The organism is Staphylococcus sp. HMSC072H03 (genome assembly GCF_001809305.1).
Taxonomy (GTDB): domain Bacteria; phylum Bacillota; class Bacilli; order Staphylococcales; family Staphylococcaceae; genus Staphylococcus; species Staphylococcus hominis.
Window position 1 is genome coordinate 349,980 of sequence record NZ_KV796914.1, and the last position, 26,344, is coordinate 376,323.

Consider the following 26,344-nt stretch of genomic DNA (forward strand, 5'->3'; position numbering starts at 1 on the left):
TATAAATGTTACGGAGTGAATGATATGTTACCACAAGGATTAATCGTTTCTTGCCAAGCTTTACCTGAAGAACCTTTACATTCTTCGTTCATTATGTCAAAAATGGCTTTAGCTGCTTATCAAGGCGGTGCAGTAGGTATACGTGCTAACTCTATAGAAGATATTGTAGCTATTCGCAAGGAGATCAATTTACCAGTTATCGGAATTGTTAAACGAGATTACACTAACTCAAGTGTATTTATAACTGCAACGTCAAAAGAGGTAAATGAACTCATTGAAAGCGGTTGTGAAGTTATTGCTTTAGATGCCACTAAACAAAAACGTCCAAAAGAATCTCTTGAAGAACTTGTGAAATATATTAGAGAAAAAGCGCCTGGTATTGAAATTATGGCTGATATCTCAACGACTGAAGAAGCTATTTATGCAGATCAATTAGGTTTTGACTATATTGGAACCACTCTAAGAGGGTATACATCTTATACAAAGGGTCACATATTATATGAAAATGACTTTGAATTTTTAAAAGAAGTACTTAATCAAGTAAACACAAAAGTCATTGCAGAGGGTAATGTCATCACACCTGAAATGTATAAAAAAGTGAGCGAACTTGGAGTTCATTGTACAGTAGTTGGTGGTGCGATCACACGACCTAAACAAATTACCGAACGATTTGTTGAAGCAGTAAAAAATCATTCATAAACATATGGAGGCGTTTAGATGATGAAATTGATCAATTTAAAAAACAAATCTATCGCAAGTGATTATGTAGCAGTTGAGTTATTAAAGTTAATACAAAGTACGCCGACAGCTACTCTTGGATTAGCGACAGGTAATACGATGACAGAAATCTATCCACGATTATCTGAATTATTAACGGCAAATCGTGTGAATTTAAATGATATTAAAACATTTAACTTAGATGAGTATGTGGGTCTTAATTCATCACACCCTCAAAGCTACTACACATATATGCATGAGCTTTTATTTAATCATAACGAATGGAATGAAGATCATATCTACATTCCAAGAGGAGACGCACCTGATCTTGAAGACGAAGCATATGCTTATGAACAGCGTCTATTCTCTATAGGACAACCCGATATTCAATTATTAGGTATTGGAGAAAATGGCCATATCGGTTTCAACGAACCAGGTACATCTTTTGATAGTCAAACACGCGTTGTAGATTTAACTGATTCTACGATTAAAGCAAATAGTATTCATTTTGATACGATTGATGATGTTCCAAAACAAGCCATTTCTATGGGATTACAATCTATTATGCGCGCAAAACGTATCATTTTATTAGCTTTTGGAGAACGTAAACAAGAAGCTATTGAGCGTTTAGTGAATGGTTCAAAAACTGAAACATTACCTGCCTCTATTTTACAAACGCATCCGAATGTAGATATTATTATTGATGATGTCATATTTAATTATTTAAACCACTAAAAAGGACAGAACGTTCGAGTTCTGTCCCTTTTAATATATTAACTTTACTTCCTATGGATGTTTAAATAATTTTAAAAGCAATGAAATAATAATACAAACTATCGCAATAATTGCGAAAGTAATCAAGAAAATTAAATCCGTTTGAGTGAAATTCACACTGATATCTGACCAACTTTTAAAAGAACTATTATAAAGCGCATTGACTACTACAACTGCTAATAAAGCAATGACCGATAACCATCCTAAAGTAGTAAAGAAATTTTTTGCACTTGGAAATCTTAAATCATTTTGCATTATCTATCCCTCCTTTACTTAGAATTCATATATTATGTAGATTTACTATGTATATACACTAAACTTCATATATATAAACCTAAAAAGATAAAGAGATACTAAATTATTCATTTTTCACCATGCGAGTAGTCTTAAAAATGATGAATGGTACCTGATTTAATCGTTGTATCTACTTGTATATGGTCGTCTACAATTACGATATCTGCATCTTTTCCTATGCTTAAGCTTCCTTTTTGCTTATCAATATTAAGTGCAATGGCTTGATTTAAACTTGCCACTCGCCATAAGTGGTCTAAACTATCATGCGTAAATTGAATTAAATTATGCAGTCCTTCATTCATTTTTAAAATACTGCCTGCAAGTGTGCCATTTTCTAAACGTGCTTCTTTCCCTTTAACAATCACATTTTGTCCACCTAAATCATACTCACCATCTTTCATACCTTTGGCACGCATGGCATCTGTAATTAAATACATGTGAGTAGCTCCTTTTTGCTTATATGCAATATCTACAGCAGCAGGATGTGAATGAATCCCATCACCAATAATTTCAGTGTTTAAACTTTGATTGGTCCATGCGGCACCAAACACACCTGGATTACGATGCTCAAAAGGTGTTGCAGCGTTGTAAAGATGCGTTACATGTTTCGCACCTCGTTCTACCGCTTCATTTGCTTCTTCAAATGTGGCAACAGTATGTCCCATTGAAAAGATGATATCATCACGCAATTCATTTAACGTCTCATGAGCACCTTCGACTTCTGGGGCAAAAGTAATGATTTTAATTAATCCTTTCGCTACCTCTTGAAAATGTCGAATTTTTTCAACAGTAGGACGTTGTACATATTTAGGGTTTTGTGCCCCTACTTTGTGTTCAGAAATAAATGGTCCTTCTAAATGTACGCCACCGATTTCAGCCGCTTCACCTAACGTTTGATTTTCATAACAAGCGACAATATTGTTCAATGCTTTTTCAATATTCTCATCAGATTGCGTCATCGTTGTTGCTAAAAATGTTGTTGTACCTTCAGACAATAATTGTTTAGCTAAATGATTTAAGCCATCATACGATGCATCCATCGCATCTTCTCCATAGCCACCATGAATATGAATATCGATAAAACCTGGTAACACATGCTTTCCTGCTACATCTATTTGATTTAAATGACCTTTATAATCACCTTTTTGAATATCACTAATTTTGCCATTTTCTACGACAAGATACCCTTTTTCAATAACTTGTGCTTCCGTATAAATTCTTCCATTTGTAATGACATATTGAGACATGATACCCCTTCTTTTCTATAAAATTTCTTATCATTTCAAAGATATTATATCATTTCATATTGTCATCATTAGGCAATTTCTTCTTTTGGAAAAAATTTTCAAATTTAATGTTAACTTTCTTTAAACTAATTTATAAACGATTAAAATGAATTTTGAAAATATTCATAATTATATGTATAATCAAAACAACTATTTTATAAAGGGATGACTTAATTAATTCATGAATGACAAACGTAAAAGAAATAACAGACTGGTTTATATCATTTCAGTGTCTATTATTATTATTATCACTGCAATTGCTGGTATATTTCCTAAGACATTTGGTACACACGCTCAAACGATGTACGATTTTATTTCAAATACTTTTGGTTGGCTTTTCTTACTTATTATATTTATTTTAGATATTTTTCTAATTTCTTTAGCTGCTTCTAGATATGGTCGGTTCAAATTAGGAGACGATAATGAAGAACCTGAATTTTCTTTCATGTCATGGATTGGCATGTTATTTTCTGCTGGCTTAGGTGTTGGTATTGTCTTTTGGGGAGTTGCAGAACCACTGACACACTATCTTCATTCTCCTTTCCCAGGAAAAGTGCCAGATCAATCACCAGAATCTGCACGTCTTGCTATGGGTTATACCTTTTTTCATTGGGGAATCTCACAATGGTCTATTTTTGCAATGGCTGGGCTTATCGTCGCATACTTTCAATTCCGTAAAAAACGAGATGGTTTAATTTCTACTGCTATGGAACCTGTCTTCGGTGAAGCCTATAAACGTCCTTTTCGAAATATCATTGATATCTTAGCAATTATTGCTACCGTAATGGGGATAGCAACATCAATTGGACTGGGTATTATGCAAATTAGTGGGGGGTTAAATCATGTCTTCCAGGTACCAAATAACAATATCACTAAAATTTCGATTACAGTATTAATGATGATTATTTTCATTGGATCTGGTATTACAGGTCTAGGACGAGGCGTAAAATGGCTGAGTAACCTTAATATTATATTAGGCGCTTTATTACTTGTCTTCATGCTTATCTTCGGGGATTTAAAATTTATCTTTGAATCTTACACACTTGCTATCGGAGACTACTTAAGACACTTTGTCGAATATAGTTTACGTATTGATCCGTATACAAATAACAATGCTTGGATTCAACAATGGACTGTTTTCTATTGGGCATGGGTTATTTCTTGGTCACCATTTATTGGAGGTTTCGTTGCACGTGTGTCACGCGGTCGCACCATTCGAGAATTTATTATGTGTGTGCTTATAGTACCTCCACTCATTTCATTCGTTTGGATTTGTGGCTTCGGTGGTATGGCTGTCAAAATTGCTATGGGTGGCGATAAAATTGCTAGTCTTGTAGATAAAGATTATACGGTTGCTTTATTTGAATTATTATCAAAATTTCCATTATCTGATATTACAAGCGGTCTTGCCATTTTGTTAATCTTTTTATTCATTGTCACAAGTGCTGACTCAACAACGCATATTGTTGCTGGAATGGCTACTGGAGGCAGTGAGAATCCAAAAATAAAACACAAAGTCATTTGGGGCTTATTAATTGGTGCGATTTCAGTCGCAATGACCATTGCAGGTGGACTAACAAGTCTACAAACAGCCTCTGTTGTAACTGGCTTACCATTTTCAATTATTTTATTATTGATGACGATATCTATTATGCGTGCGTTACGACGAGAACATACAAAACATTTCCAAATGTCATATGTTAATGACGATAAAGATTACTCTATTCCTCTTGAAAAACGTGAAAAAGACGAGGAAACATCAAATGGGTCACAGACTGGTAAATAATTAATATATTCATATTCATCGATTTGACCATTTCATCAATTACTCAAAACTCATATGTTGTACTATTTAAAAAACAAGGGGGTATGCATGATGGATGCCAAACATCAATCACCAGAATACTTACGCCAATTAATCCGTGAAGGTCAATTAACACATCATACAAGTGGGATGGCTGAAGACTATATCCAAGCAAACGTCGTGATTTTGCCATCTACATATGCTTATGATTTTTTGAAATTTTGTTTTAGAAATCCAAAAACATGTCCACTATTGGATGTATCTGAAGTCGGTTCACCTTCATTTCCTTATTATGGTCAACAAGCAGATATTCGCACTGATGTATCACGTTATCGTGTATATAGACAAGGCAAATTTATTGAAGAACGTGATGAGATTTCTGACTTATATACTGAGGACATGGTGAGCTTCTTAATTGGATGCAGTTTTACGTTTGAACATGCGTTGTTAGAATCAGACATTCCCGTACGACATATTGAAGAAGGACATAATGTACCAATGTATCGAACAACTATACCAGCTCAGCCAAGTGGACAATTTGCAGGAAATATTACAGTCAGCATGCGTCCAATGACTATGTCTCAAGCTATTAAAGCTACTGAGATAACCTCACACTTTAAACATGTACATGGCACGCCAATCCATATCGGCAACCCTGAACATATTGGCATTCAAAATATTAATGTCCCTGACTATGGAGAAGCCGTCACTATTCATCCTAATGAAGTGCCTGTCTTTTGGGGATGTGGCGTAACTCCACAATCCGTTGCACTCGATGCTAAACCAGAACTTATGATTACACATGCGCCAGGCCATATGTTCATTACTGATATTAAAGATAGCGAATAAAATAATTAAAGTTATTCTAAGTGTACTTTAGCCAATTACTGCCCAATTGACTAAAGTACACTTAAATTCCCCCCTACTTTCTTCTATTTATTTTTTTAAATATTAGTCTGTACATTCTTAAAGAATGGGCCTATTCTAGACATGTATAAAAGTGTTTTCAAGAAAGAAGGCTACTATATGGATCATTCAATGAAGTATAAAAAATTTATACTTCCTATTATTGTTGGAGGAATTATTGCCTTACTTGCACCGTTTAGACCTGAATCTTTAAATATACAAGCATGGTTCATGTTTGCGATTTTTGTCGCAACCATTATCGGATGTATCACACAACCGATGACGATTGGTGCCGTCTCTATACTCGGATTTACTCTTACTGTGCTTGTCGGCGTTGTTGATATTAAAACAGCCGTTCAAGGATTTGGTAATTCAAGTATTTGGCTTATTGCTATGGCATTTTTTATTTCTAGAGGATTTGTAAAAACAGGGCTAGGACGTCGTATCGCCTTACAATTCGTTAAATTATTTGGGAAGAAGACCCTTGGATTAGCCTATTCTCTTGTTGGCGTAGACTTAATTTTAGCACCTGCTACACCAAGTAATACTGCACGTGCTGGTGGTATTATGTTCCCAATTATTCGGTCCTTATCAACTTCTTTTGGTTCAACGCCAAAAGAAGGTACCGAACGTAAAATGGGTGCATTTTTGATATTTACAGAATTTCATGGAAATTTAATTACCGCAGCAATGTTCTTAACTGCAATGGCAGGTAACCCACTTGCACAAGACTTAGCAGCCAAAACAGCACATATCCATTTAACTTGGACAGATTGGTTTATAGCTGCCTTAATTCCTGGTTTAATTTCACTCATTGTAGTTCCTTTTATTATATATAAAATATATCCACCTACAGTTAAAGAGACGCCAAATGCTAAAAAATGGGCGGAACATGAGTTATCTGAGATGGGTCATATCTCAAAAGCTGAAGCATTTATGATGGCTATCTTTGCTATTGCCTTATTACTATGGGTAACTGGTAGCTTTATTGGTATCGATGCGACGCTTACTGCATTTATCGCATTATCACTTTTACTTTTAACTGGCGTATTAAATTGGAAAGATATCTTAAATGAAACTGGCGCTTGGAATACATTGGTATGGTTCTCAGTACTTGTCATGATGGCAGATCAATTGAATCAACTCGGATTTATTCCTTGGTTAAGTAAAACCATTGCGCATAGTTTACATGGCTTTAGTTGGCCTATAGTACTTGTGATATTAGTGATTTTCTATTTCTATTCACATTATCTATTTGCAAGTTCAACGGCTCATGTCAGTGCAATGTACGCAGCATTACTTGGCGTTGCCATTGCAGCTGGCGCACCACCATTATTTAGTGCACTCATGCTTGGTTTCTTTGGTAACTTAATGGCATCAACAACACACTATAGTAGTGGTCCTGCCCCAATTCTTTATTCAGCAGGTTACATTACACAAAAACGTTGGTGGCTCATGAATATCGTATTAGGACTTGTTTATCTTGTTATTTGGTTAGGCATTGGCTCATTATGGATGAAACTGATTGGATTTATGTAAAAAACTATAAAAAAGTCTCTCGCATAGTTGCGAGAGACTTTTTTATATCATTTTAAACAACCCTTAATATCGCGCCCCCTTACCTTAATTGGTAAGGGGGCGTTTTTTTACTTTATGCTTACCTCTCTCTTTTACAACTCCTTGCCCGTCTAAAAATAAAAGAAGTCGCCTTGTCAGGCGCCTTTAGTTTCCAATGTGAGAAATGGAGGTGAATGACATGATATATCACGAAATCATTACAGAACTCAGTAATCTAAATGAAACACCACAAACGATAATCGCTCAATATGAACGTATTGAATTTGGTCAATTATGCACTAACGATGAAACATTATTAAACTGCTATTTCACTAAAATCTTTCACAAATTGAATCAAAATCATACACTACGCCCTTATTTAAAACTCATATCGACTAATCCATCTGAATTAATAGAATGGTTCATTCTTTATTCATATGTCCTGGGAAATGACTAGGTTAGACACGATATACCTAACTTGAATTTTCAAATTTAAATAGTACGCCATTTAAAGCGAAAAATACAATTTTTATAAAATAAAAACTTTTAAAGAAATGACCTATCATGTCTAAGGTCGTTTCTTATAATAAATTTAGGTTTTGTGAAAGGAAGCTTTCGCCTATGGAACAAGCATTTAGAGTATTAAATATCTACGATAAATTATTAAAAAATGAAACAGTCAACAAATTAGAACTTGCAACAGAATTTAATGTGAATCCTAGAACGATTCAACGAGATATAGATAATATTCGACATTATCTATATGAATCAACGCTGCACTCAGATCTTGAGTTACAAATTCAATTTGAACAAAGTAAAAATAGCTACTTTATTAAACGTTCTCCTAAATATTCACATCAAGATGACTTACGTGTTCAAGTGACATATGAAGTGACATTTAAGCTATACGAAACGTTAAAAATACGTGATGACATTAAAATTTTAAATAAAAACGATAAAACATATGACGTTCAAATGAATTTAAATCCTAATGAAGCAATTGACTTGTGTTTTCAATATCATCGCTCGTTACGATTGATTTCTCCTGATCATCTATTAAAACAATTCACCGTAGAACTTATCAAACTACAAATGATTTATCTAAGAAATGAAGTATGACCTCATAACATGTAGGTTGTAATATATACATCCTACATGTTCATTTTAAAAATTTTATTAAGGAGCTGTTACTATGAAAAAATTCAAACCTTTCCTCATCATAATGAGCTTAGCAATATTCACTTTTTCACTGACAGGATGTAGCCAAAGTATCGAACATAAAAAAGATATTTCTATTAAAGATATTATTAATGATAAAAAGGAACACTTTTTATATACCGTAAGTAATTCCAATGGAGAATCAAAAGTAGATTGGATATACCTCACGAAAGCCGGCAAGATGAAAATGATTGCATTCGATGATTCTTTAGAAATTCCACCTAGCTTAATTAGTAAGTTAGATGCCAACGAAGTCAAAAAAACACTAGATAGTAAAGACGTTGACTATGACGAAACACCTTATCAAGATGTTAAAAGCTATATAGAATTAACCACAGATAACGGAAAACCTTTATTCACATTACTAACTACAAATAACATTTCTAAAAAAGATTTCCAAAATGATATTGGTAAGGCGATGAATCAATCCGCTACCGACAAAGATAGTTTTATGTTTTATACAAGCGTTGAAACAGGTCAATCTCAATATCCCACTAAAAATGTAGAGTATATTGGAACCTTTACAGCAAATCCTTCAGCCCTTAGAGGAGATGATGCGGATGATGACGATTATAAATATACAATGATTAAATTAGATAATAAACATCAAAAACTCGTTGACCTCTCACCTAAAGATAAAGACGTTACACAAGTTAAATTCTCAGATTTCAATATGGAATAAGGAGTAGTTAATATATGTATCAAACAAAAGAACAGTTAATGTCAGATATCGCATTATTAATTAAAGCACATGATCAAAAAGAGTTTCAAAATAAACTCATTCGTCAAGAAGAACAAGAGATAAAACACTTAACATTAAAACAAGTCAAAAAGAAAAACATGTTAATATTATTATTACCGAGTCTTGTGATGATACTCATATCATTGTTTATCTATCACTCAACTAGCCTTATGATGATTGGACTCATTTTACTTATCGTCTGGTTCGTCAAAAATAAAAATATCAGACCTGAAAACAAATCAATTACTAAATCGAAAGGATATAAAAAAGCTGAAAAAGAGCTGAAAGATCAACCCGATATTCAACAGCATCAACATAATATTCAACGTCATCAACACACATTAACTGATATACACCACACTGTAGCAGCTTCTAAAGCCCAACAACGTATTCCAAAAGCTTATACTCACATTCATTCTTTACGTTCAATGTTTAGTTATCTTTATAACCAACGCGCTGATACTTTAAAAGAAGCTATTAATTTATATGAAACAGAATCACATCAAGCACGTATGGAAGGACAACAACAACAAATTCTTTCTACTGTTACTCAAACAAGTGTAGATGCTAAAGCAGCAAAATACGCGTCAGAATTAGCAGCATCCAATTCCCAAGCATCTGCAATATGGGCAGAAAGAGCGGCACATAGCGCTAGAGCAGCCAATGAAAATGCCGCAGAAGCTTCTCAAAATGCAAGTGCAGCAGCAACTCATGCGTATAAAGCAAGAAAAAATACTGAAAAATAGATATTAAATAAAACACCTTCTAACCAAAACTGCTAGAAGGTGTTTTATAATATGTTCACTACCCGTCTATCTCAAATCCCATATCTTCAATCATTTGGTAATCAAGCTCATTAGGTTGTCCGCCTGTTACTAAATAATCGCCTACAAAGATAGAATTGGCTGCTTGAAGTGCAGTTGCTTGAAGTGAACGTAAATTGACTTCACGACCACCCGCAATTCGAATTTCTTTAGTAGGATTAATCAATCGAAACAGAGCTAAGATACGTAGACACTTTGTTGGAGATAACAAGTCTAACCCACCAAACTTGGTACCTTTAATCGGATGTAAGAAGTTTACTGGAATACTGTCTGCATCAATCTCTTTTAACGCAAATGCCATATCGATAATATCTTCATCTGTTTCTCCCATGCCACAAATCACACCAGAACATGGTGAAATATTATGTTCTTTCATAATTTCAACCGTATTCACTCTATCTTCATATGTATGTGTTGAAACAACTTCCTCATGGTAACGTTCACTTGTATTTAAATTATGATTATAGCGATCAACACCGGCTTCTTTTAATTGTGTCGCTTGTTCATCATCGACTAAACCTAAACACGCACAAATTTTAAGTTGTGGATGAATAGCTTTAATATCTTCTACCGTATCACAAATATGATTTACTTCTTTATTCGAAGGACCACGTCCACTCATTACAATACAATACGTTCCAATTTTATGGTCTGTCGCGACTTGTGCCCCTGCTTTAATTTGTTCTTGGTCCACTAAAGCATAACGTTGTTTTTCTTTCATTTTGACAGATTGACCACAGTAACCACAATCTTCCGGACATATGCCACTTTTCGCGTTTAAAATCATATTCAGTTTTACTTTTTTACCGTAATAATGTTTTCTTACTATATAGGCTTCATTTAATAATTCAAACGTATCAATCGTTTCGTCTTGAAATAGACTTAGACACTCTTCTTTAGTTAACGCTTCTCCATTCAATACACGTTCTGCTAGATTTAATGTCATGATGTTTGTCACTCCTATCTTTTAAAATACACTAATAAAACTCATAATTGTAAACTTTATATAATAATAAGTTTACATTATTCTTTGATTAAATCAAAGGATGTTTTAAAATGAAATGGTCTATGAATATAACCTCAGACAATCCGAAGTAGAACTTGTAACTATTAGATATTTGAGTAACTCATAAAAAAACTTGAGCCTACATATGTAAAATACATATATTAGGCTCAAGCGATTTAATATAACTATTTATTTTGTAATACGTGTACCAATTTTACCTTCTAGCGCATCATTTAAACCTGATAAAGAAGTAATCAACACACTACCTTTGGGATTCTTTTCAATAAATTGAAGAGCTGCTTCTACTTTTGGCAACATACTGCCTTTCGCAAATTGATTATCGGCAATATATTCTTTCATATCATCGACTGTAACGTCACTTAGTCCTTCTTGATTGTCTTTTCCGTAATTAATATAAACATAATCAACGGCTGTTAAAATCATTAATTGATCCGATTGTAAATGCGCTGCAAGTAATGCACTTGTCTTATCTTTATCAATGACTGCATCGACACCTTGATAACGACCTTGTTCCTTAACAACTGGGATGCCGCCGCCACCAGCTGCAATGACAAGCGTACCATGTTTAATGAGTGTTTCAATACTATCAAGTTCAACAATATTAATAGGTTGAGGAGAGGGCACAACGCGACGGTACCCACGTCCTGCATCCTCCATAAATGTATATCCTTTTTCTTGTCTCATTTTATCTGCTTGTTCTTCTGTATAAAATAAGCCAATAGGTTTCGTTGGATGTTGAAACGCTGGATCATCGTTTGCTACTTCGACTTGTGTCACGAGTGTTACAACTTCTTTATTGATACCTAAAGTATGGAGTTCGTTAAGTAAGCTTTCTTGCATTTGATAGCCAATATACGCCTGACTCATTGCGCCACATTCAGGGAATGGAAAAGGCGGGCCTTGTTCATGTTCTGCTGCATAATTTAATCCTAAATTAATACTTCCCACTTGTGGTCCATTCCCATGACTAATGACCACTTCATATCCTTTGTTTATTAAACCAACTAATGATTGAGCTGTTCCTTTTACAAGCTCTAATTGTTCTTTCGGTGATTCCCCTAAAGCATTGCCACCTAATGCGACCACGATTTTAGACATCCATAGGTCCCCCTTTTTTCTCTATTCGCCTAAAGTTGCCACCATTACTGCTTTAATCGTATGTGCTCTGTTTTCGGCTTCTTGAAAGACAACAGAACGATCACTTTCGAAGACCTCATCTGTGACTTCCATTTCATTCAAACCATATTTTTCTTTAATTTGTTTACCAATTTCTGTTTCTGCATTATGGAAAGCAGGTAAACAGTGTTCAAAAATGGTATGTGGATTGCCTGTTTTTTCTATTAATTCTTTTGTTACACGATAAGGTTCTAATAATTTAATACGTTCTTCCCAAGTATCGTCAGGTTCACCCATCGATACCCACACATCTGTAGCAATCACATCCGATCCTTTCACCCCTTGGTCAATATTGTCAGTCACTAAAATAGTACCGCCGTTTTTATCAGCCAATGACTGACATGTTTTTAGTAACTCATCTTTAGGTCTTAACTCTTTCGGACACACAAGATGGAATGTCATTCCCATAATAGCTGCGCCTTGCATCAATGCATTTGCCATATTATTGCGTCCATCACCAATATATGTGAAATGAATGTCTTCATAAGGTTTTTTTAATACTTCTTTTGCAGTTAAAAAATCAGCAAGCACTTGTGTTGGATGATCTTCATTCGTTAAACCATTCCAAACCGGAACACCAGCATATTCTGCAATTTCTTCAATAGTACGTTGAGAAAATCCGCGATATTCGATACCGTCATACATCCCACCTAAAACACGAGCCGTATCTTTAGCCGTTTCTTTTACTCCCATTTGTGTACCTGTAGGCCCAAGATACGTCACATGAGCACCTTGATCATAAGCTGCTGTTTCAAACGCACAACGTGTGCGTGTAGAATTTTTTTCGAAAATTAAAGCGATATTTTTACCTTTAAGTTTTTGTTGTTCAATACCAGCATATTTTGCACGTTTTAAATCTTCAGAGAGATTAAGTAAGAATTCCATTTCTTTTTTTGAAAAATCAAGTAATGTTAAAAAATTTCTATTTCTTAAATTTTGCATCTTAGCCCACTCCTTTGTCAGAGATTTAGCATTTAAAATTCAATACACATGATGTGTATGAACGTTACAATATGTGTAACTTTTTATTATATTATTACACAAAAAACATAAGATAGAAAATTTAAAACATACAACAAAAAACTTCTTTGCCATATTTTGACAAAGAAGTCACTCATATTTATGCTGTTTTAACTTTTCTTTTTGCTTCACGATCTATCATATCTTGTTTTGTAACAATCGGATATTTTTTGAATACAAGAGAACCAAGGAAACCTGCTAAACCACCCACAATGGCCATTACAACACCATAGATAATCACTTTCATTGGACTATTAAAACCAAACATCACTAAGAATCCTGCAATGGGTGTTGCTGTACCTGTTGCGTCATTGATCATACCAGATAAAGCGATAATTAAACCTGCAACAGCTCCTCCAAAGAAGTTTGTCACATACACTGGTATCGGATTAGCAGAGACAATATCAGCTTGAGATAACGGTTCAATACTTACTGAAATCGTTGACTTACGATCTCCTAATTTTAAACGATGGAACAGCGTACCATTCATAAATGCCGAACTAAATGCAGCCATAGCACCAATGGCCATTGGCACGCCAGTTAAACCAAGTAATGCGGTTAAAGCCATTGAACTTAACGGTGCTGTACCTACAACCGTAATAATGCCTCCAAGAATAATCCCCATAATAATTGGATTTGTGTCCGTACTACTTTTAATAATGTCACCAATTTTTAGTAATGTATTATTCACTACTGGCGTTAAACCCGTCGCAATTAAACGTGCAAGTGGTGCAAGAAGAACGATTGAACCAATAAGATCTACACCATCTGGAACATATTTTTCTGTATATTTCATAAGATAACCTACAATATACCCAGCAAAGAACCCTGGAAGTAAGTCTAAACCACCACAAGCAGCTCCGATAACTAATGCATACACAGGTGAAACACCAATAGCTAAGGCCGTTAACCCAGCAGCAGCGACACCACCAAGACCTCCCGCAGCGTCACCTAGTTGTTCTAAAAATTTAATACCAAATACTTCTCCACCTACATATTTGTTAAAAGCTTCTACTAAAAATGTCGCAATAGCTGCGTTGGCTAAAGCTCCCATTGCACGCATACCACTAGGTGCTTTATATGTAAATAACGTAAAAATCACTAAGACTAAAACTAAAAACAACGTACCAATTAATAAATCCATAATCTACTGTCATCCCCTTATATTTAATTTAGATGTGAGGTATGGCTTCAAATCGAACAATATCTCACTACTTACTTTCTTCCTTAGTAGACAGTTTACTAAAAAACGAAATATATTTCACGGAATTTTTTAATTTTTTAAATTAAATTGAAAATTCCGTTTATTTTTTACTTAATTACTTCAAAATATATCTATCTTATACATTATGAAATGATCGACAAAATGATATAAATATACAAATGAAATAATCTGTAATTATAACTTATTTTGAATATATTTATTAAGTCACTCACTTTCTTTTAAATATGTGTCCACTCTTTATAATATGACGTGTTAAGTACAATATGTGTGTGACTTTAACTATTACATTTGTCATAATAACAATTGATTATAGCTACTCTTTTATTATGCAAAAAGCTGAGACGATTAAACATCTCAGCTAAATGACATCTATATTATTTTTCTATTTTTGAAGTTTTACGTTTTCTTAAAAATGCTAAGCCTAAACCACCAACTAATACTGACCATAATGTCATTGTTGTATCGTGTTGGCCTGTTTGTGGTAAGTGTTGTACATGTTTATTATCTTTATGCGCTACATGTTTCATAGAATGCATTGCAGATGTTGAGTTATTTATTACGTCTATCGTATGGCCAGGTATTGTCATAGGTTGTGTAAGTTCATGATGTAACTCATGTTGATGATGATGCGTATGTTTAGGATTATTCATATGACGGTTAACATATTCACTTTTCATTTCATGTGTATCTCCACTTTGAGTTGATTCATATTTCATATCGTGATGACGCATAGGTTGAGTGTTATCTTCTACATGTGGACGACTTGAATGTATACCTTGATTCATATCATCTGAATGATGAATTAATTTTTGTGAATGAGTATTATCTTTAGTTATTGTGTCGCTTTGATTTGTCTCATTTTTAACTGGAGACGCCATATCTTCTGTTTTACTATTGTCTTTTGAAAATGTGTCGCCTGTGGTCTGATTACCATCTACATCGCTTTTGTGGCTATCATCTACTTTAGATGTATCATCATCTTCTTTTGCCGTGTTATCATCTGGTATATCATCACTTGGTATTTCATCTTCATTTTCACTAAGTAAATCATCTAACTCCCAAGTTGAAGTTGTGCCAGAGACTTCAAATGATGCGATTAACAATGGTTTACCATTTGGACTTTCCTCTGCACGTTCAAAAGTAATGCCTTCTGGTGAAATATCTTTATTATCTGGATCATATAAATATTTTACAAAATATGGTTCATAAGGGTCAGTAATATCATAAATCATAATACCGCCTACACGTTCTAAACCAACAAATGCATATGAATGATGACCTACTTGTCCAACTACCACATTTTCAACTTCTGGACCTTTATCATCGCTACGACCATCGACTTCAATATCATTGTAATCTTTATAATCTGCATTAAAACGTTCAGGTAATAATTCTAAAATACGTTGTTCAATATCATTGCCACTATCATAAATCATTTCTAAATCAGATGCTCTTAAAATTGAGAATGAACGTCCACCATAAGAGACTAACGCGTGGTATGTACCATTTTCGTCTTTAAAGGGTTGATCGGTTGTCACTTTTAAACGACCTAATTGGTCATCATCAAATAAACCATTTTTTACCATCTTATCTAATTCTTCTTGTGTATAACCTTGGTAATAGGTCGCATCTAACTGAATATCATCTTTAATTTTCTTCACACGTGTTTCTTCAGAGTATCCTTTATAATCTTGTGAATCTCCTTCATTCGCAATTACCAAATATGTTTCACCATTATATTCATAGGTTTCGATACCATCTGGTTGCAGTAAACCTAACACCGGTACGCGACGTAATTCTGTTTTACCGTCCTTATCAGACGTATCCATTGAATTTTGAACGAACGAATGATCTTTATACGGTAACGCTTTTACATCAACAATGGAAGCATTCGCAATATCAATTTTCGCAATGGCGCTCACTTCTTGTAATGTGACATACGCATATTTACTTTGATTATCTACTGCAATATATTCTGGTTCAATATTTAAGTGCGCATCTTCTGTATTAGGACCTAAAGCACGTAGGCCCTTTTGATGTTCTTTAGTAAATGATACTGTACGAATATCTTGTGCATTTAAATGACTTGGTCTATTTGCCACATCGATGACAGAAACAGACCCTTCAGGATTTACCGTATAATCATCATTCGGTTCACCTTCATTTGCGACAAGTACATACTTACCATCTTTAGAAAATGTGACCATGTCGGGTAGACTTCCTACCGTCACATGATTTAGATAAGCTCCATTTTTATCATAGAATGCTACGGTACCTGGTTGTGTTTTATCGATTGCTGGTGCAGACACCGCAAAATAATCGCCACTTGGATGAACAGCTACACTTGTCACATCTCCAGCTTCAATGCCATTATCTTGTAAGTAAATACGTTTTTTCAGATTAATCGTACCGTCCGCATTAGGATGGGCTGCGTCAATAATATCTAACGCTTCTTTATCGCCATTAATTGAATATGCATCACCCGTTGTAGGATTATATTTTACAATTTCCGTGCCACCATTACCGAAATCTGCACCACTTGTATAACGCCCTGTATGTGTCACATTCAATTGATCTTGTCCTGTACGAGATGCATTTTTTGTACGTTGCGCAGACGTCCACATTGGTGTTGTTGAAAGAAAGGCTTTGGGTTGTTGATTTTGTGTATTCGCATCTTGTTGTAACGCTTGATACAATACTTCTTTTTCATTAGACGTTAAGTTCTTAAATTCCGTCTTAGGGATGTCTTGAATATTGACTTTGCTTTCAGATGTGGACGCTACCGTAGACGTTGTGTCAGCTTTTGGAGCAAGCTGTGCAGATATTTGATTTGAGTAAGTTGAAATATTTTCATGTACCGGCGTTACGTTATCCTCTTTCGCATCTTGAACAACAGACTTGTGTGACGTTGGTTTACTTTCTTGTGTTGAAAGTTGTTCTTGTGTAGATGTTTCTTTGTTAGAAGATGGTATTGTTTCTTTTTTAGTGCTTGTTGATTTTGATGGCGTAGATGATTGTGCTTTAGTGTCTGTTGAAGATGATTGTTGTTGTGACGTTTCAGGTTGAGTTTTTATACTTTGTCGTATTGCAGGTGGTTTTGATGTTTCAGTTGTGGATGTTTCTTTAGTATGTATATCTTTTATTGAAGATGGTTGTTCTGTAGATGGTTCTTCTCTTGTTGTAATAGTATTAGATTGACTTTCTTCCGATGAAGGCGTCTCTTCTATGCTTGTAGTTTCTTGAGACGAAGGTGTTTCTTCTGTTGATTTTACTTCTTGTGTTGAAGGCGTCCCCTGTGTATTCGAAGTTGTTTCCGTTGTAAATGGTTCCTGTGTAGTAGAAATTTCTTTTGTATTAGATCCTTCTTGTGTTGACGTTGATTCCTGTTTTGATTGGATGTGTTCAATAGATGTAGTCTCATGTGTTGTCGCTTCAGTTGTTTCAGCAGCAGACGCATGACCACTTAAAAACAATAAACTTCCCACTAAGATTGACGCTGCTCCAAAAGAATATTTACGAATCGAGAACGATTCTTTCTTATTAAATAACTGCTTCTTAGACATAAAAAATCCCCCTGTAAAATGAAATAAATACACTTTCATCTTACAGAAGGAATGTTTAACAAATATAAGTGTAAAGTTAAGATAGAGTAAATTAAAGCAACCTTTTATCTATTTCATAATCAATATCCCAATGTTCCGCCATGTGTTCATAACTATTTGAAATTTCCTCAAACATCATACTTACTTGCAAAAATCTAGATTGTAGTTTGTTTGCAATCGCTAAATAGCTTTTACTTTTAAATCTTTCAAATTCTCCTCCGTTATGTCTGAACATAGCTCCTAGAGAATTAATAACACTACTTTTAAATCCATTATAAATATCATTTTCACTAAAATGTTCTAATAATTTATAAAATTTCTCATTATTATCAATATCTTCAAAATTATTCATAGAATTAAAAATTAGATGTCCCAAACATTGTTTTCCATATTTTTCTATATTAATTCCTTCTAGCTTTAATAATACACTATTAAACCAATTTTCAATTTTTTCATAAGTACATTCATTATTGAACTTTATATAACTATTTACTAAATGTATGTGAGTGTATAAATTCATATTAATTCCCAAAAATTTATCAGTTTCATTCGATATACATTTTATTAATTCTATATAATTCTCTTCATTATCTATAATCATTGTATTAATATTTGGAAATTCATATTCATTATAAGTACTTAGAAATTTAAAATATTCTATTTCTAGTCTTGCTAGTTTAGCAGTATTAGAAAAATCACTTTCATTTAATTTTGAAAATATTTCTTTAATTTCATAACTTAGTTTTGTAGTATTAAAATCTTTAGTTTTGCTACTAAACTTTTCTAGTGTTTTTACCAATAACTCAGTATCAAAATCATTCAGTTTTTCATAATCAAATAATATATTTATAGCTTCTATCATATTTTCGTTTTCAAGTAACTTATTTATTATAAAATTAATATCTACATCATACTGATCAATAACAATATTTTTTATATTTCGCCATAAGTTTCTATTATATTTTTCTTGTAAACTCTCTATATAAGATAACGTTTTTTTATTGATTGGAGTAAAACTTAGTACATAACATTTTACTTTATCTTCACAAATATTTCTAACTATTTTTTCAATTTCTGTGCTTTGTAACTTAAATAAGTAACTCCTTAAAAATATTTCTAAATTAGCATTAGATTTTCGTTTATATATTATATTTATTAATTCTTCTTTATTAATATTTAATTTTAGCAAGAGATTAGCTACATTAGTAGGTGCATCAACATAAGTGATTAAGGATACTAAATCTTCAATATTATTTTGTTCAAGAAAATATTTCAATTTTTGTGTTTGATAATGTACTACCTTTTCCTTTTTTACTTCTACATTATCATCAACTTCATATACTTTTTTTCTTTCAAAGATTTTTAGATTGTATCTTCTACTAAATATTGGAGCGTATCTTATTATTTTATTTTTTGGTTTTAGTAATTCGTATAATTTTTTAATTCTAGTTAAATATATCTCATAAGTTTTTTCATCTTGATAAGAGTGATTATATAGTGCATCTAATAATAATGATTTTTCTTCATCACTAGCTTGAGCAGCAAAATTTTCAATTTTACTAAATATAGTTTCTAACACTTTGTCTTCTATTCCTTGGCTACTTATAAGTAATAACTTTTTTAATTTCTTTACATCTAAATTATTAAATTCATCTAAAAAATTAATAAATTCATCAATTTTAGCAATGTCTAGTATTTGATTTTTTAAACCTGACAAATCACATTGTATTAATTCCCTATTAAATTTTGGAGTATTTGAAATAGAGGTTATTCGATTCTTAAAATCTAATATACTAATTGTCATTTCCCATAAGGATTCAGAATACTCATCAATAAATTGAGATAATATTGTTCTAACATCGTTACTTTTAGACATTGGGTGAGGAAAAATTGGTGAATATATCGCCACTAGTGTATTAATAGGTGTATTTACAAGATTATCACTAATTTGATATTGGGTCATTTCTAATAAAATTCGAGTAACTTTATATAAGTTTTTAGGGTCCCATGCTAAAACTTCTAACGCATGTAATAAATAAACTCTATCATTACTTTGAATAATACTTTTTATAATTTTTTTATCTTTCAAATATTTTTTAAGTATCACCATTAAAAATATTTGGGGAGTTGCTTCAGCATATAAGGGAAAATAAATAATTTTCTCTGAAATATTATCACTATTTATTGAATTCATTTCCTCATTAACAAATGTTTCTATCATATTTTTTATATTAACAGTTAATTGTTTACCAAAAACATTTTGATTAGTCATTAATATAACTAATGTTTCTATCACATTTCTTTGAAGAAGATTAGAGTATTTTTTAATAGAAATCAATTTATTACTCTGTATAATTTCATTATTATTTATAATTTCTTTAGCAATACTAAAAAAAGAAATTATATTTTCATTACTAATTTGTGTTCTTAAACCATAAAATGCATCTATTTTAGATTTAATTCCTTGTATATTAGCAATTTTCCAAACTGGAGAATCATCTACACTAATAAGCTCATTAAAATTACTTTCTATGATATCATTATTCTTTTCATTAGAAAATTCCATTAATATTTCTAAATCACCTATATAATTCTTATCAATTCCACCTAAGAATACATATGGAATCAATTTTTTTGAAATTGATTTATTTGTTGACCAAGAAGGATTTTTTATGGCTTCATTTTTTGTTAATTGTCTTCTCAATATAGTTAATGACTTTCCTGTATATTTAGCTAAATTATTTATTTCATTAAAAGTAAGATTTAAATCTTCTAAACTGTCTTGGAATTCACTAAAGTTTAAGATTTCTAAATTTATATCTAATTCAGAATCATTGAGTATATTTGGTTTTATAATAATTAATTTTTTATCTATATTATTATTTAAAATTTTTTCACTTTCTATATCTGAAACTATCAAGATTGCGTTATTATTTATATTTTTTATTTGATCTGCTGCTTTTTTACTATTCACAATTACAACTTTATCCATATAACTATGTAAGTTATTCTTATTCAACATAGAATAAATAAAACCTAAAGATTCTTCTTTAGATTCTGAAGCTATAGATAAAACCTTTTTATTTTTATTTTCTAACCAATTTTTAAAAGTGTCCTCAAATCTATACAAGTAGACTTTAAACATTTCTTCAGTAAATTTAGGTTTAGTATCTCTAATCCAAATTTCCCATGCTTCTTCTAACGATTGAAATCCCTCTATTTTTAAGCTCATTTTATCTGCTAACCAAATTTGAACTTCAGGTGCCGTTTCAATCCATTGTTCTAAATCATTATTATCAATTATTTTAATATCTTTCCAGGCATTTTCTTTTCTTTTCTCTTCAATCCATTGTTCTTTTTTAAGAAATTTTCTTGGGGTGACAAATACAAATGTATTGTCTTTTCTATATTCTTCACTTTCTATCTTACTCTTATTTTCAAAATCGTTATTAGCTTTTTTCTGAGGATTTTTATTAGTTCCAAATTCCCAATGTGACTTACCTTCTGGAATCCATCCATTTTTAATACCATTAACTTTCAATACTCCATCCGCACCAGGTTGTTGGGAATTATCGTATCCAGGAAAATCAATATATTCTATTTCACTTATAGTAGAGTGTATTAATTTACGCAACAGTACTGGTAATATTTCCCTGCTATTTATAGTGTTTGCCCATTCATTAATATTAGTTGAAGTAATACTTATAATCTCAGGTATATTTTTTGTCATACTTACACCTCATTTTTATATTTAACTGATTAATAAGTTTTGTTATCAATATATATTTTAATATATTCTATGCTATATTTATCATAAAGTACTTATATTGGGTGATGTTATGAAGTATCAAGGTGAGTTGGCACTTGAGGAAGAGGTGCTACAACAATTAGAATCGCAAGGCTATGAACGTGTAAATATTAATAGTCATGAACAACTTGTTCAGAATTTCCGAGCCATTTTAAATGAACGTAATAAAGAAAATTTAAACAATACACCACTTTCAGATGCTGAGTTTTCACGTCTTATGGTCGATATTAGTGATAAAAGTGTCTTTGAAAGTGCGATGCAACTTCGTGATAGTTATACATTAGAACGCGACGACGAAACGAAGGTCTACCTTTACTTTTTCGATACAGACCATTGGTGTCAAAATAAGTTCCAAGTCACGCACCAAGTTTCCGTAGAAGATCAGTTTAAAGGTCGTTATGATGTAACCATCCTTATCAATGGCCTACCACTCGTTCAAATCGAATTAAAACGTAGTGGTATCGCCATTACACAAGCATTTAATCAAATTGAACGTTATCGTAAACATAACTATCGCGGTCTTTTCCGCTTCATTCAATTATTCGTCGTTAGTAACAAAAAAGAAACGCGTTACTATGCGAATAGCGACAAGGAAATCTTTAAAAGCTTTATGTTCTATTGGAGCGATGCCCAAAATCGTCGCATTAATAACCTTAAAGAATTTATCGAAACTTTCCTTGACCGTTGTCGTATCGTAAAAATGATAAGTCGCTACATGATTACGAATGAAACAGACAAATTACTGATGGCCCTTCGCCCTTATCAAGTCTACGCTGTTGAAGCACTCATCAACCGTGCGACAGAAACGAACAACAATGGTTACATATGGCATACCACAGGAAGTGGTAAGACGTTAACGTCATTTAAGGCAAGTCAAATTCTCGCAAAAGATCCAACGATTAAAAAAGTCATCTTCTTAGTCGATCGTAAAGACTTAGATAGCCAAACACTCGCAGAATTTAATAAATTCCAAATGGATTCCGTCGACCTTACAGACAATACACATAAACTGTTAAAACAACTCGGTGACCCATTCCAAAAACTGATCGTCACAACAATTCAAAAAATGTCGAATGCTGTAAAATCTGGCGCAAAAGTGATGGATCAATATAAAAATGATAAAGTCGTCTTCATTATTGATGAGTGTCACCGCACACAATTTGGAGAAATGCATCGCGATATTCGCCAACACTTTAACAATGCGCAATATTTCGGATTCACAGGTACCCCACGTTTTGAAGAGAATGCCAGTCAAGACGGTCGGTCAACAGCTGATATTTTTGGAAAATGTCTACATACCTACTTAATTAAAGACGCTATTCGCGATGGTAACGTTCTTGGTTTCTCAGTTGAATACATCAATACATTCGATAACACACTCGACCCTATTGATGATACGTATATTTCTAATATTGATGAAAATGAACTCTGGATGGCTGACGACCGTCTAACAATGATTGCCGATCATATTATCAACAATCATCATAAAAAAACGCGCAACCAAATGTACACATCGATATTTACCGTTCAAAGCATTCCGATGGCGATTAAATATTACAACATTTTCAAACAACTTAAAGAAGAAGGTCAACATGACTTGAATGTTTCAACTATCTTCACTTACGCAGCAAATGAAGATAAAAAGAAACAAGTCAATCATGTTCATTCAAAAGAGACATTACAACACATTATCCTAGACTACAATCAAACATTTGGTAAAAACTATTCACTCGATACCTTTGATGGTTTCTTCAATGACATTTCTAAACGCGTCAAAGAAGGTAACCCTGCCGAACGTCTAGATATTTTAATCGTTGTAGATATGTTCTTAACTGGCTTCGATAGTAAGAAGTTAAACACTCTTTATGTTGATCGTAACCTTCAATACCATGGTTTGATTCAAGCCTATTCACGTACCAATCGTATTGAAGATGAAACAAAGCCATTTGGTAATATCGTCTGTTACCGAAATCTTAAAGACAATACTGATAAAGCCATTGAATTATTCTCTCAAACCAATGACACCGACACAGTACTGAGTCCTTCCTTCGATGTCATCTTAGACGAATTCAAAACCACGCTTGCGAAATTGTTCAAGATAGCACCGACACCAGATAGCGTTGATAACTTAGAACGCGAAGATGAACAATATCAATTTGTCATGATTTATAGATCACTTGCTGGTATCATGCAACGATTAAAAACATCTGATGAATTCTACTTCACAAAAGAATTAATTGGTATTGATTCACAAACGTATGAAGATTATAGAAGTAAGTATTTAAGCATTTACGATAAAAATAAAAAAATTAAAGATAAAACATCTGTTTTAGATGATATTGATTTTAAGATTGAAATATTGAGAAACGACTTAATCAATGTTCAATATATCCTTAACTTACTGAACCAAATGGATTTATCGGATCAACAACAAACTGAAAAAGTAAAACATCAAATCCATCAATTATTAAATAAAGCAGACGATGATCATTTACGCCTTAAAGCAGATTTAATTCGAGAATTCTTAGAAAGAGTCGTTCCAACCTTAAGCCACGATGCAAATGTTGAAGATGCTTACTTTGATTTTGAAGAAATGAAGAAAGAACAAGAATTACAAGATTTTGCGACAAGTAAAGATTATCCGCTTGATTTACTTAAAAATGTAGTAAATGAATATGAATTTAGTGGACAATTAGATAATAGAACCGTCGAGCAAGGTATCACGGGTGGCTTAATTGTGCGTTCTCAAAAAATTGAAAATGTGAAGTCATTTGTGAAAGAAACATCAGAAAAATATGGCGCAGCGAATTAAGAATCGACAAAATTTAAATTTCTGCCAACAATTTACAGTTAAGCGGAACATACCGCTTAACTTCTTTTTTATTCTTCATTAAAATGAATTATAAAAGAAAACAAATATTATAGTCCATTAATATTTACATATCTATGAGGAGGAATCATCTGTGTCTACAACAGAAAAACAACGTCAACAACAAGCAGAACTACAGAAGAAATTATGGTCCATTGCGAATGATCTACGCGGTAATATGGACGCTAATGAATTTAAAAACTATATTTTAGGTTTAATTTTCTATCGTTTTTTAAGTGAAAAGAACGAAGAAATCGCGAACGAATTACTTAAAGCAGATGACATTTCATACGAGGAATCCATGAACAATGATACCTACCGCCCTATTGTTGAAAAAGAACTTATCGCACGCATTGGTTTCTACATTGAACCTGATTATTTATTCAGCAATCTTATCAAAAAAATCGAAACACAAACCTTCCAAATTGAAGACTTAAGTACTGCGATTAAAAATGTCGAAAATTCTACACGTGGACATGATAGTGAAGACGACTTCATTCATTTATTCGATGACATGGATTTAACATCTAGTCGTTTAGGTAATACAAATGCCAAACGTACACAGCTTATTTCTAAAGTGATGGTACAAATTTCAACATTACCATTTGTGCATAGTGATTTAGAAATTGATATGTTAGGTGACGCATATGAATACTTAATCGGTCAATTCGCAGCAAGCGCAGGTAAAAAAGCAGGTGAATTCTATACGCCACAACAAGTTTCTACTATCTTAGCTAAGATTGTCACAACTGGAAAAGAAAATCTTCGTAGTGTGTATGATCCTACTTGTGGATCAGGTTCGTTACTGCTTCGTGTAGGTAATGAAGCGAAGGTACGCGAATATTATGGCCAAGAATATAACAGTACAACGTATAACTTGGCTCGAATGAATATGCTTTTACATGATGTGAATTATAAACGTTTCCATATTGATAACGACGATACATTGGAAAATCCAGCTGTTCGTGATGAACGTTTTGACGCAGTGGTTGCGAATCCTCCATATAGTGCGAAATGGAGTGCAGATCCTTCATTCTTAGATGATGAACGCTTCAGTAGCTATGGTAAACTCGCACCAAAATCTAAAGCTGACTTCGCATTTATCCAACACATGGTCTATCACTTAGATGATAATGGCACAATGGCGGTCGTCTTACCGCACGGTGTCTTATTCCGTGGCGCTGCTGAAGGTACAATTCGTAAATATTTAATTGAAGAAAAGAATTATTTAGATGCGGTCATTGGTTTACCTGCTAATCTATTCTTTGGAACAAGTATTCCAACAAGTATTTTAGTGTTTAAAAAATGTCGTGAAGTAAGTGATGATGTGATCTTTATTGATGCTTCTCAATCGTTTGAAAAAGGTAAAAACCAAAACCACTTAAGAGATGAAGATGTCGATAAAATTGTTGAAACCTATCGTAACAGAGAAACGATTGATAAATTCAGTTACGTCGCTTCCCTAGATGAAATCAAAGAAAATGACTATAACTTA

19 protein-coding genes and 1 pseudogene are annotated in these 26,344 nt (G+C 33.0%); 12 read left to right on the top strand and 8 right to left on the bottom strand.

Features of this window, described 5'->3' with window-relative positions:
- Positions 1-24: 24 nt before the first annotated feature.
- The gene (locus tag HMPREF2578_RS10405; protein ID WP_017175533.1) at positions 25-699 is read left to right on the top strand and encodes an N-acetylmannosamine-6-phosphate 2-epimerase; all 675 of its coding nucleotides are present in this window, start codon (positions 25-27) and stop codon (positions 697-699) included.
- A 21-nt stretch (positions 700-720) separates the two neighbouring features.
- Complete coding sequence (nagB, locus tag HMPREF2578_RS10410) at positions 721-1,452, top strand: glucosamine-6-phosphate deaminase (RefSeq protein WP_029376794.1); 732 nt, start codon at positions 721-723, stop codon at positions 1,450-1,452.
- 51 nt (positions 1,453-1,503) lie between these two features.
- Here nagB and HMPREF2578_RS10415 read toward each other — a convergent pair whose 3' ends face one another.
- A complete protein-coding gene (locus HMPREF2578_RS10415; RefSeq protein ID WP_017175592.1) occupies positions 1,504-1,746 on the bottom strand; it encodes a hypothetical protein in 243 nt (80 codons plus the stop codon).
- Between the two features lie 131 nt (positions 1,747-1,877).
- A complete protein-coding gene (gene nagA, locus HMPREF2578_RS10420; RefSeq protein ID WP_017175591.1) occupies positions 1,878-3,032 on the bottom strand; it encodes an N-acetylglucosamine-6-phosphate deacetylase in 1,155 nt (384 codons plus the stop codon).
- 220 nt (positions 3,033-3,252) lie between these two features.
- Here nagA and HMPREF2578_RS10425 point away from each other — a divergent pair, with 220 nt between their 5' ends.
- The 7 genes from HMPREF2578_RS10425 (at position 3,253) to HMPREF2578_RS10455 (ending at position 10,044) form a co-directional block, all read left to right on the top strand.
- Complete coding sequence (locus HMPREF2578_RS10425; RefSeq protein ID WP_070508470.1) at positions 3,253-4,857, top strand: BCCT family transporter; 1,605 nt, start codon at positions 3,253-3,255, stop codon at positions 4,855-4,857.
- A gap of 90 nt (positions 4,858-4,947) precedes the next feature.
- Positions 4,948-5,724 carry a putative hydro-lyase gene (locus HMPREF2578_RS10430; protein WP_070508471.1) on the top strand — a complete coding sequence of 259 codons (777 nt, stop codon included), beginning with the start codon at positions 4,948-4,950 and terminating at the stop codon, positions 5,722-5,724.
- 177 nt (positions 5,725-5,901) lie between these two features.
- A complete protein-coding gene (locus HMPREF2578_RS10435; RefSeq protein ID WP_070436818.1) occupies positions 5,902-7,320 on the top strand; it encodes an anion permease in 1,419 nt (472 codons plus the stop codon).
- A gap of 217 nt (positions 7,321-7,537) precedes the next feature.
- Positions 7,538-7,795 carry a hypothetical protein gene (locus HMPREF2578_RS10440; RefSeq protein ID WP_070508472.1) on the top strand — a complete coding sequence of 86 codons (258 nt, stop codon included), beginning with the start codon at positions 7,538-7,540 and terminating at the stop codon, positions 7,793-7,795.
- A 164-nt stretch (positions 7,796-7,959) separates the two neighbouring features.
- Positions 7,960-8,457 (top strand): HTH domain-containing protein, encoded by a 498-nt coding sequence (locus tag HMPREF2578_RS10445; RefSeq protein ID WP_017175589.1) that lies wholly within the window; start codon positions 7,960-7,962, stop codon positions 8,455-8,457.
- A gap of 73 nt (positions 8,458-8,530) precedes the next feature.
- On the top strand, positions 8,531-9,238 hold the full coding sequence (locus HMPREF2578_RS10450; protein ID WP_017175588.1) for a hypothetical protein: 708 nt from the start codon (positions 8,531-8,533) through the stop codon (positions 9,236-9,238).
- Positions 9,239-9,252: 14 nt separating this feature from the next.
- The gene (locus HMPREF2578_RS10455) at positions 9,253-10,044 is read left to right on the top strand and encodes a hypothetical protein (RefSeq protein WP_017175587.1); all 792 of its coding nucleotides are present in this window, start codon (positions 9,253-9,255) and stop codon (positions 10,042-10,044) included.
- 58 nt (positions 10,045-10,102) lie between these two features.
- Here the strand turns inward: HMPREF2578_RS10455 and bioB are convergent, their stop codons facing one another.
- The 4 genes from bioB to HMPREF2578_RS10475 form a co-directional block, all read right to left on the bottom strand.
- Positions 10,103-11,068, bottom strand: coding sequence for a biotin synthase BioB (bioB, locus tag HMPREF2578_RS10460; protein WP_017175586.1), 966 nt, complete (start codon positions 11,066-11,068; stop codon positions 10,103-10,105).
- Positions 11,069-11,317: 249 nt separating this feature from the next.
- Positions 11,318-12,247, bottom strand: a complete 930-nt coding sequence (gene arcC, locus HMPREF2578_RS10465; protein ID WP_049382256.1) for a carbamate kinase — start codon at positions 12,245-12,247, stop codon at positions 11,318-11,320.
- Between the two features lie 21 nt (positions 12,248-12,268).
- The gene (argF, locus tag HMPREF2578_RS10470; protein WP_048761618.1) at positions 12,269-13,267 is read right to left on the bottom strand and encodes an ornithine carbamoyltransferase; all 999 of its coding nucleotides are present in this window, start codon (positions 13,265-13,267) and stop codon (positions 12,269-12,271) included.
- 178 nt (positions 13,268-13,445) lie between these two features.
- Positions 13,446-14,447: a PTS sugar transporter subunit IIC gene (locus HMPREF2578_RS10475; RefSeq protein WP_231451771.1), complete on the bottom strand. Its 1,002-nt coding sequence runs from the start codon at positions 14,445-14,447 to the stop codon at positions 13,446-13,448.
- Between HMPREF2578_RS10475 and HMPREF2578_RS11415 the strand changes: the two are divergent.
- Positions 14,407-14,490 (top strand): annotated as a pseudogene (locus HMPREF2578_RS11415) (hypothetical protein); the annotation flags it as partial. The gene HMPREF2578_RS10475 and the pseudogene HMPREF2578_RS11415 sit on opposite strands and share 41 nt — an antisense overlap.
- Positions 14,491-14,944: 454 nt before the next feature.
- On the opposite strand, the gene HMPREF2578_RS10480 reads toward HMPREF2578_RS11415, so the two are convergent.
- Together HMPREF2578_RS10480 and HMPREF2578_RS10485 are read right to left on the bottom strand one after the other, a co-directional pair.
- On the bottom strand, positions 14,945-18,133 hold the full coding sequence (locus HMPREF2578_RS10480) for a choice-of-anchor I family protein (RefSeq protein ID WP_070508473.1): 3,189 nt from the start codon (positions 18,131-18,133) through the stop codon (positions 14,945-14,947).
- Positions 18,134-18,224: 91 nt separating this feature from the next.
- Positions 18,225-21,902, bottom strand: a complete 3,678-nt coding sequence (locus tag HMPREF2578_RS10485; protein ID WP_070508474.1) for a hypothetical protein — start codon at positions 21,900-21,902, stop codon at positions 18,225-18,227.
- Positions 21,903-22,011: 109 nt separating this feature from the next.
- Here HMPREF2578_RS10485 and HMPREF2578_RS10490 point away from each other — a divergent pair, with 109 nt between their 5' ends.
- Complete coding sequence (locus HMPREF2578_RS10490) at positions 22,012-24,792, top strand: type I restriction endonuclease subunit R (RefSeq protein WP_070508475.1); 2,781 nt, start codon at positions 22,012-22,014, stop codon at positions 24,790-24,792.
- Between the two features lie 151 nt (positions 24,793-24,943).
- A partial coding sequence (locus tag HMPREF2578_RS10495) for a type I restriction-modification system subunit M (RefSeq protein WP_070508476.1) occupies positions 24,944-26,344 on the top strand: 1,401 nt, incomplete at its 3' end.

What these genes read in the sequence shown, in the direction of transcription:
- HMPREF2578_RS10405 (WP_017175533.1), top strand. Translation starts at nt 25, where the DNA reads ATGTTACCACAAGGATTAATCGTTTCTTGCCAAGCTTTACCTGAAGAA.
- nagB (WP_029376794.1), top strand. Translation starts at nt 721, where the DNA reads ATGAAATTGATCAATTTAAAAAACAAATCTATCGCAAGTGATTATGTA.
- HMPREF2578_RS10415 (WP_017175592.1), bottom strand. Translation starts at nt 1,746, where the DNA reads ATGCAAAATGATTTAAGATTTCCAAGTGCAAAAAATTTCTTTACTACT.
- nagA (WP_017175591.1), bottom strand. Translation starts at nt 3,032, where the DNA reads ATGTCTCAATATGTCATTACAAATGGAAGAATTTATACGGAAGCACAA.
- HMPREF2578_RS10425 (WP_070508470.1), top strand. Translation starts at nt 3,253, where the DNA reads ATGAATGACAAACGTAAAAGAAATAACAGACTGGTTTATATCATTTCA.
- HMPREF2578_RS10430 (WP_070508471.1), top strand. Translation starts at nt 4,948, where the DNA reads ATGGATGCCAAACATCAATCACCAGAATACTTACGCCAATTAATCCGT.
- HMPREF2578_RS10435 (WP_070436818.1), top strand. Translation starts at nt 5,902, where the DNA reads ATGGATCATTCAATGAAGTATAAAAAATTTATACTTCCTATTATTGTT.
- HMPREF2578_RS10440 (WP_070508472.1), top strand. Translation starts at nt 7,538, where the DNA reads ATGATATATCACGAAATCATTACAGAACTCAGTAATCTAAATGAAACA.
- HMPREF2578_RS10445 (WP_017175589.1), top strand. Translation starts at nt 7,960, where the DNA reads ATGGAACAAGCATTTAGAGTATTAAATATCTACGATAAATTATTAAAA.
- HMPREF2578_RS10450 (WP_017175588.1), top strand. Translation starts at nt 8,531, where the DNA reads ATGAAAAAATTCAAACCTTTCCTCATCATAATGAGCTTAGCAATATTC.
- HMPREF2578_RS10455 (WP_017175587.1), top strand. Translation starts at nt 9,253, where the DNA reads ATGTATCAAACAAAAGAACAGTTAATGTCAGATATCGCATTATTAATT.
- bioB (WP_017175586.1), bottom strand. Translation starts at nt 11,068, where the DNA reads ATGACATTAAATCTAGCAGAACGTGTATTGAATGGAGAAGCGTTAACT.
- arcC (WP_049382256.1), bottom strand. Translation starts at nt 12,247, where the DNA reads ATGTCTAAAATCGTGGTCGCATTAGGTGGCAATGCTTTAGGGGAATCA.
- argF (WP_048761618.1), bottom strand. Translation starts at nt 13,267, where the DNA reads ATGCAAAATTTAAGAAATAGAAATTTTTTAACATTACTTGATTTTTCA.
- HMPREF2578_RS10480 (WP_070508473.1), bottom strand. Translation starts at nt 18,133, where the DNA reads ATGTCTAAGAAGCAGTTATTTAATAAGAAAGAATCGTTCTCGATTCGT.
- HMPREF2578_RS10485 (WP_070508474.1), bottom strand. Translation starts at nt 21,902, where the DNA reads ATGACAAAAAATATACCTGAGATTATAAGTATTACTTCAACTAATATT.
- HMPREF2578_RS10490 (WP_070508475.1), top strand. Translation starts at nt 22,012, where the DNA reads ATGAAGTATCAAGGTGAGTTGGCACTTGAGGAAGAGGTGCTACAACAA.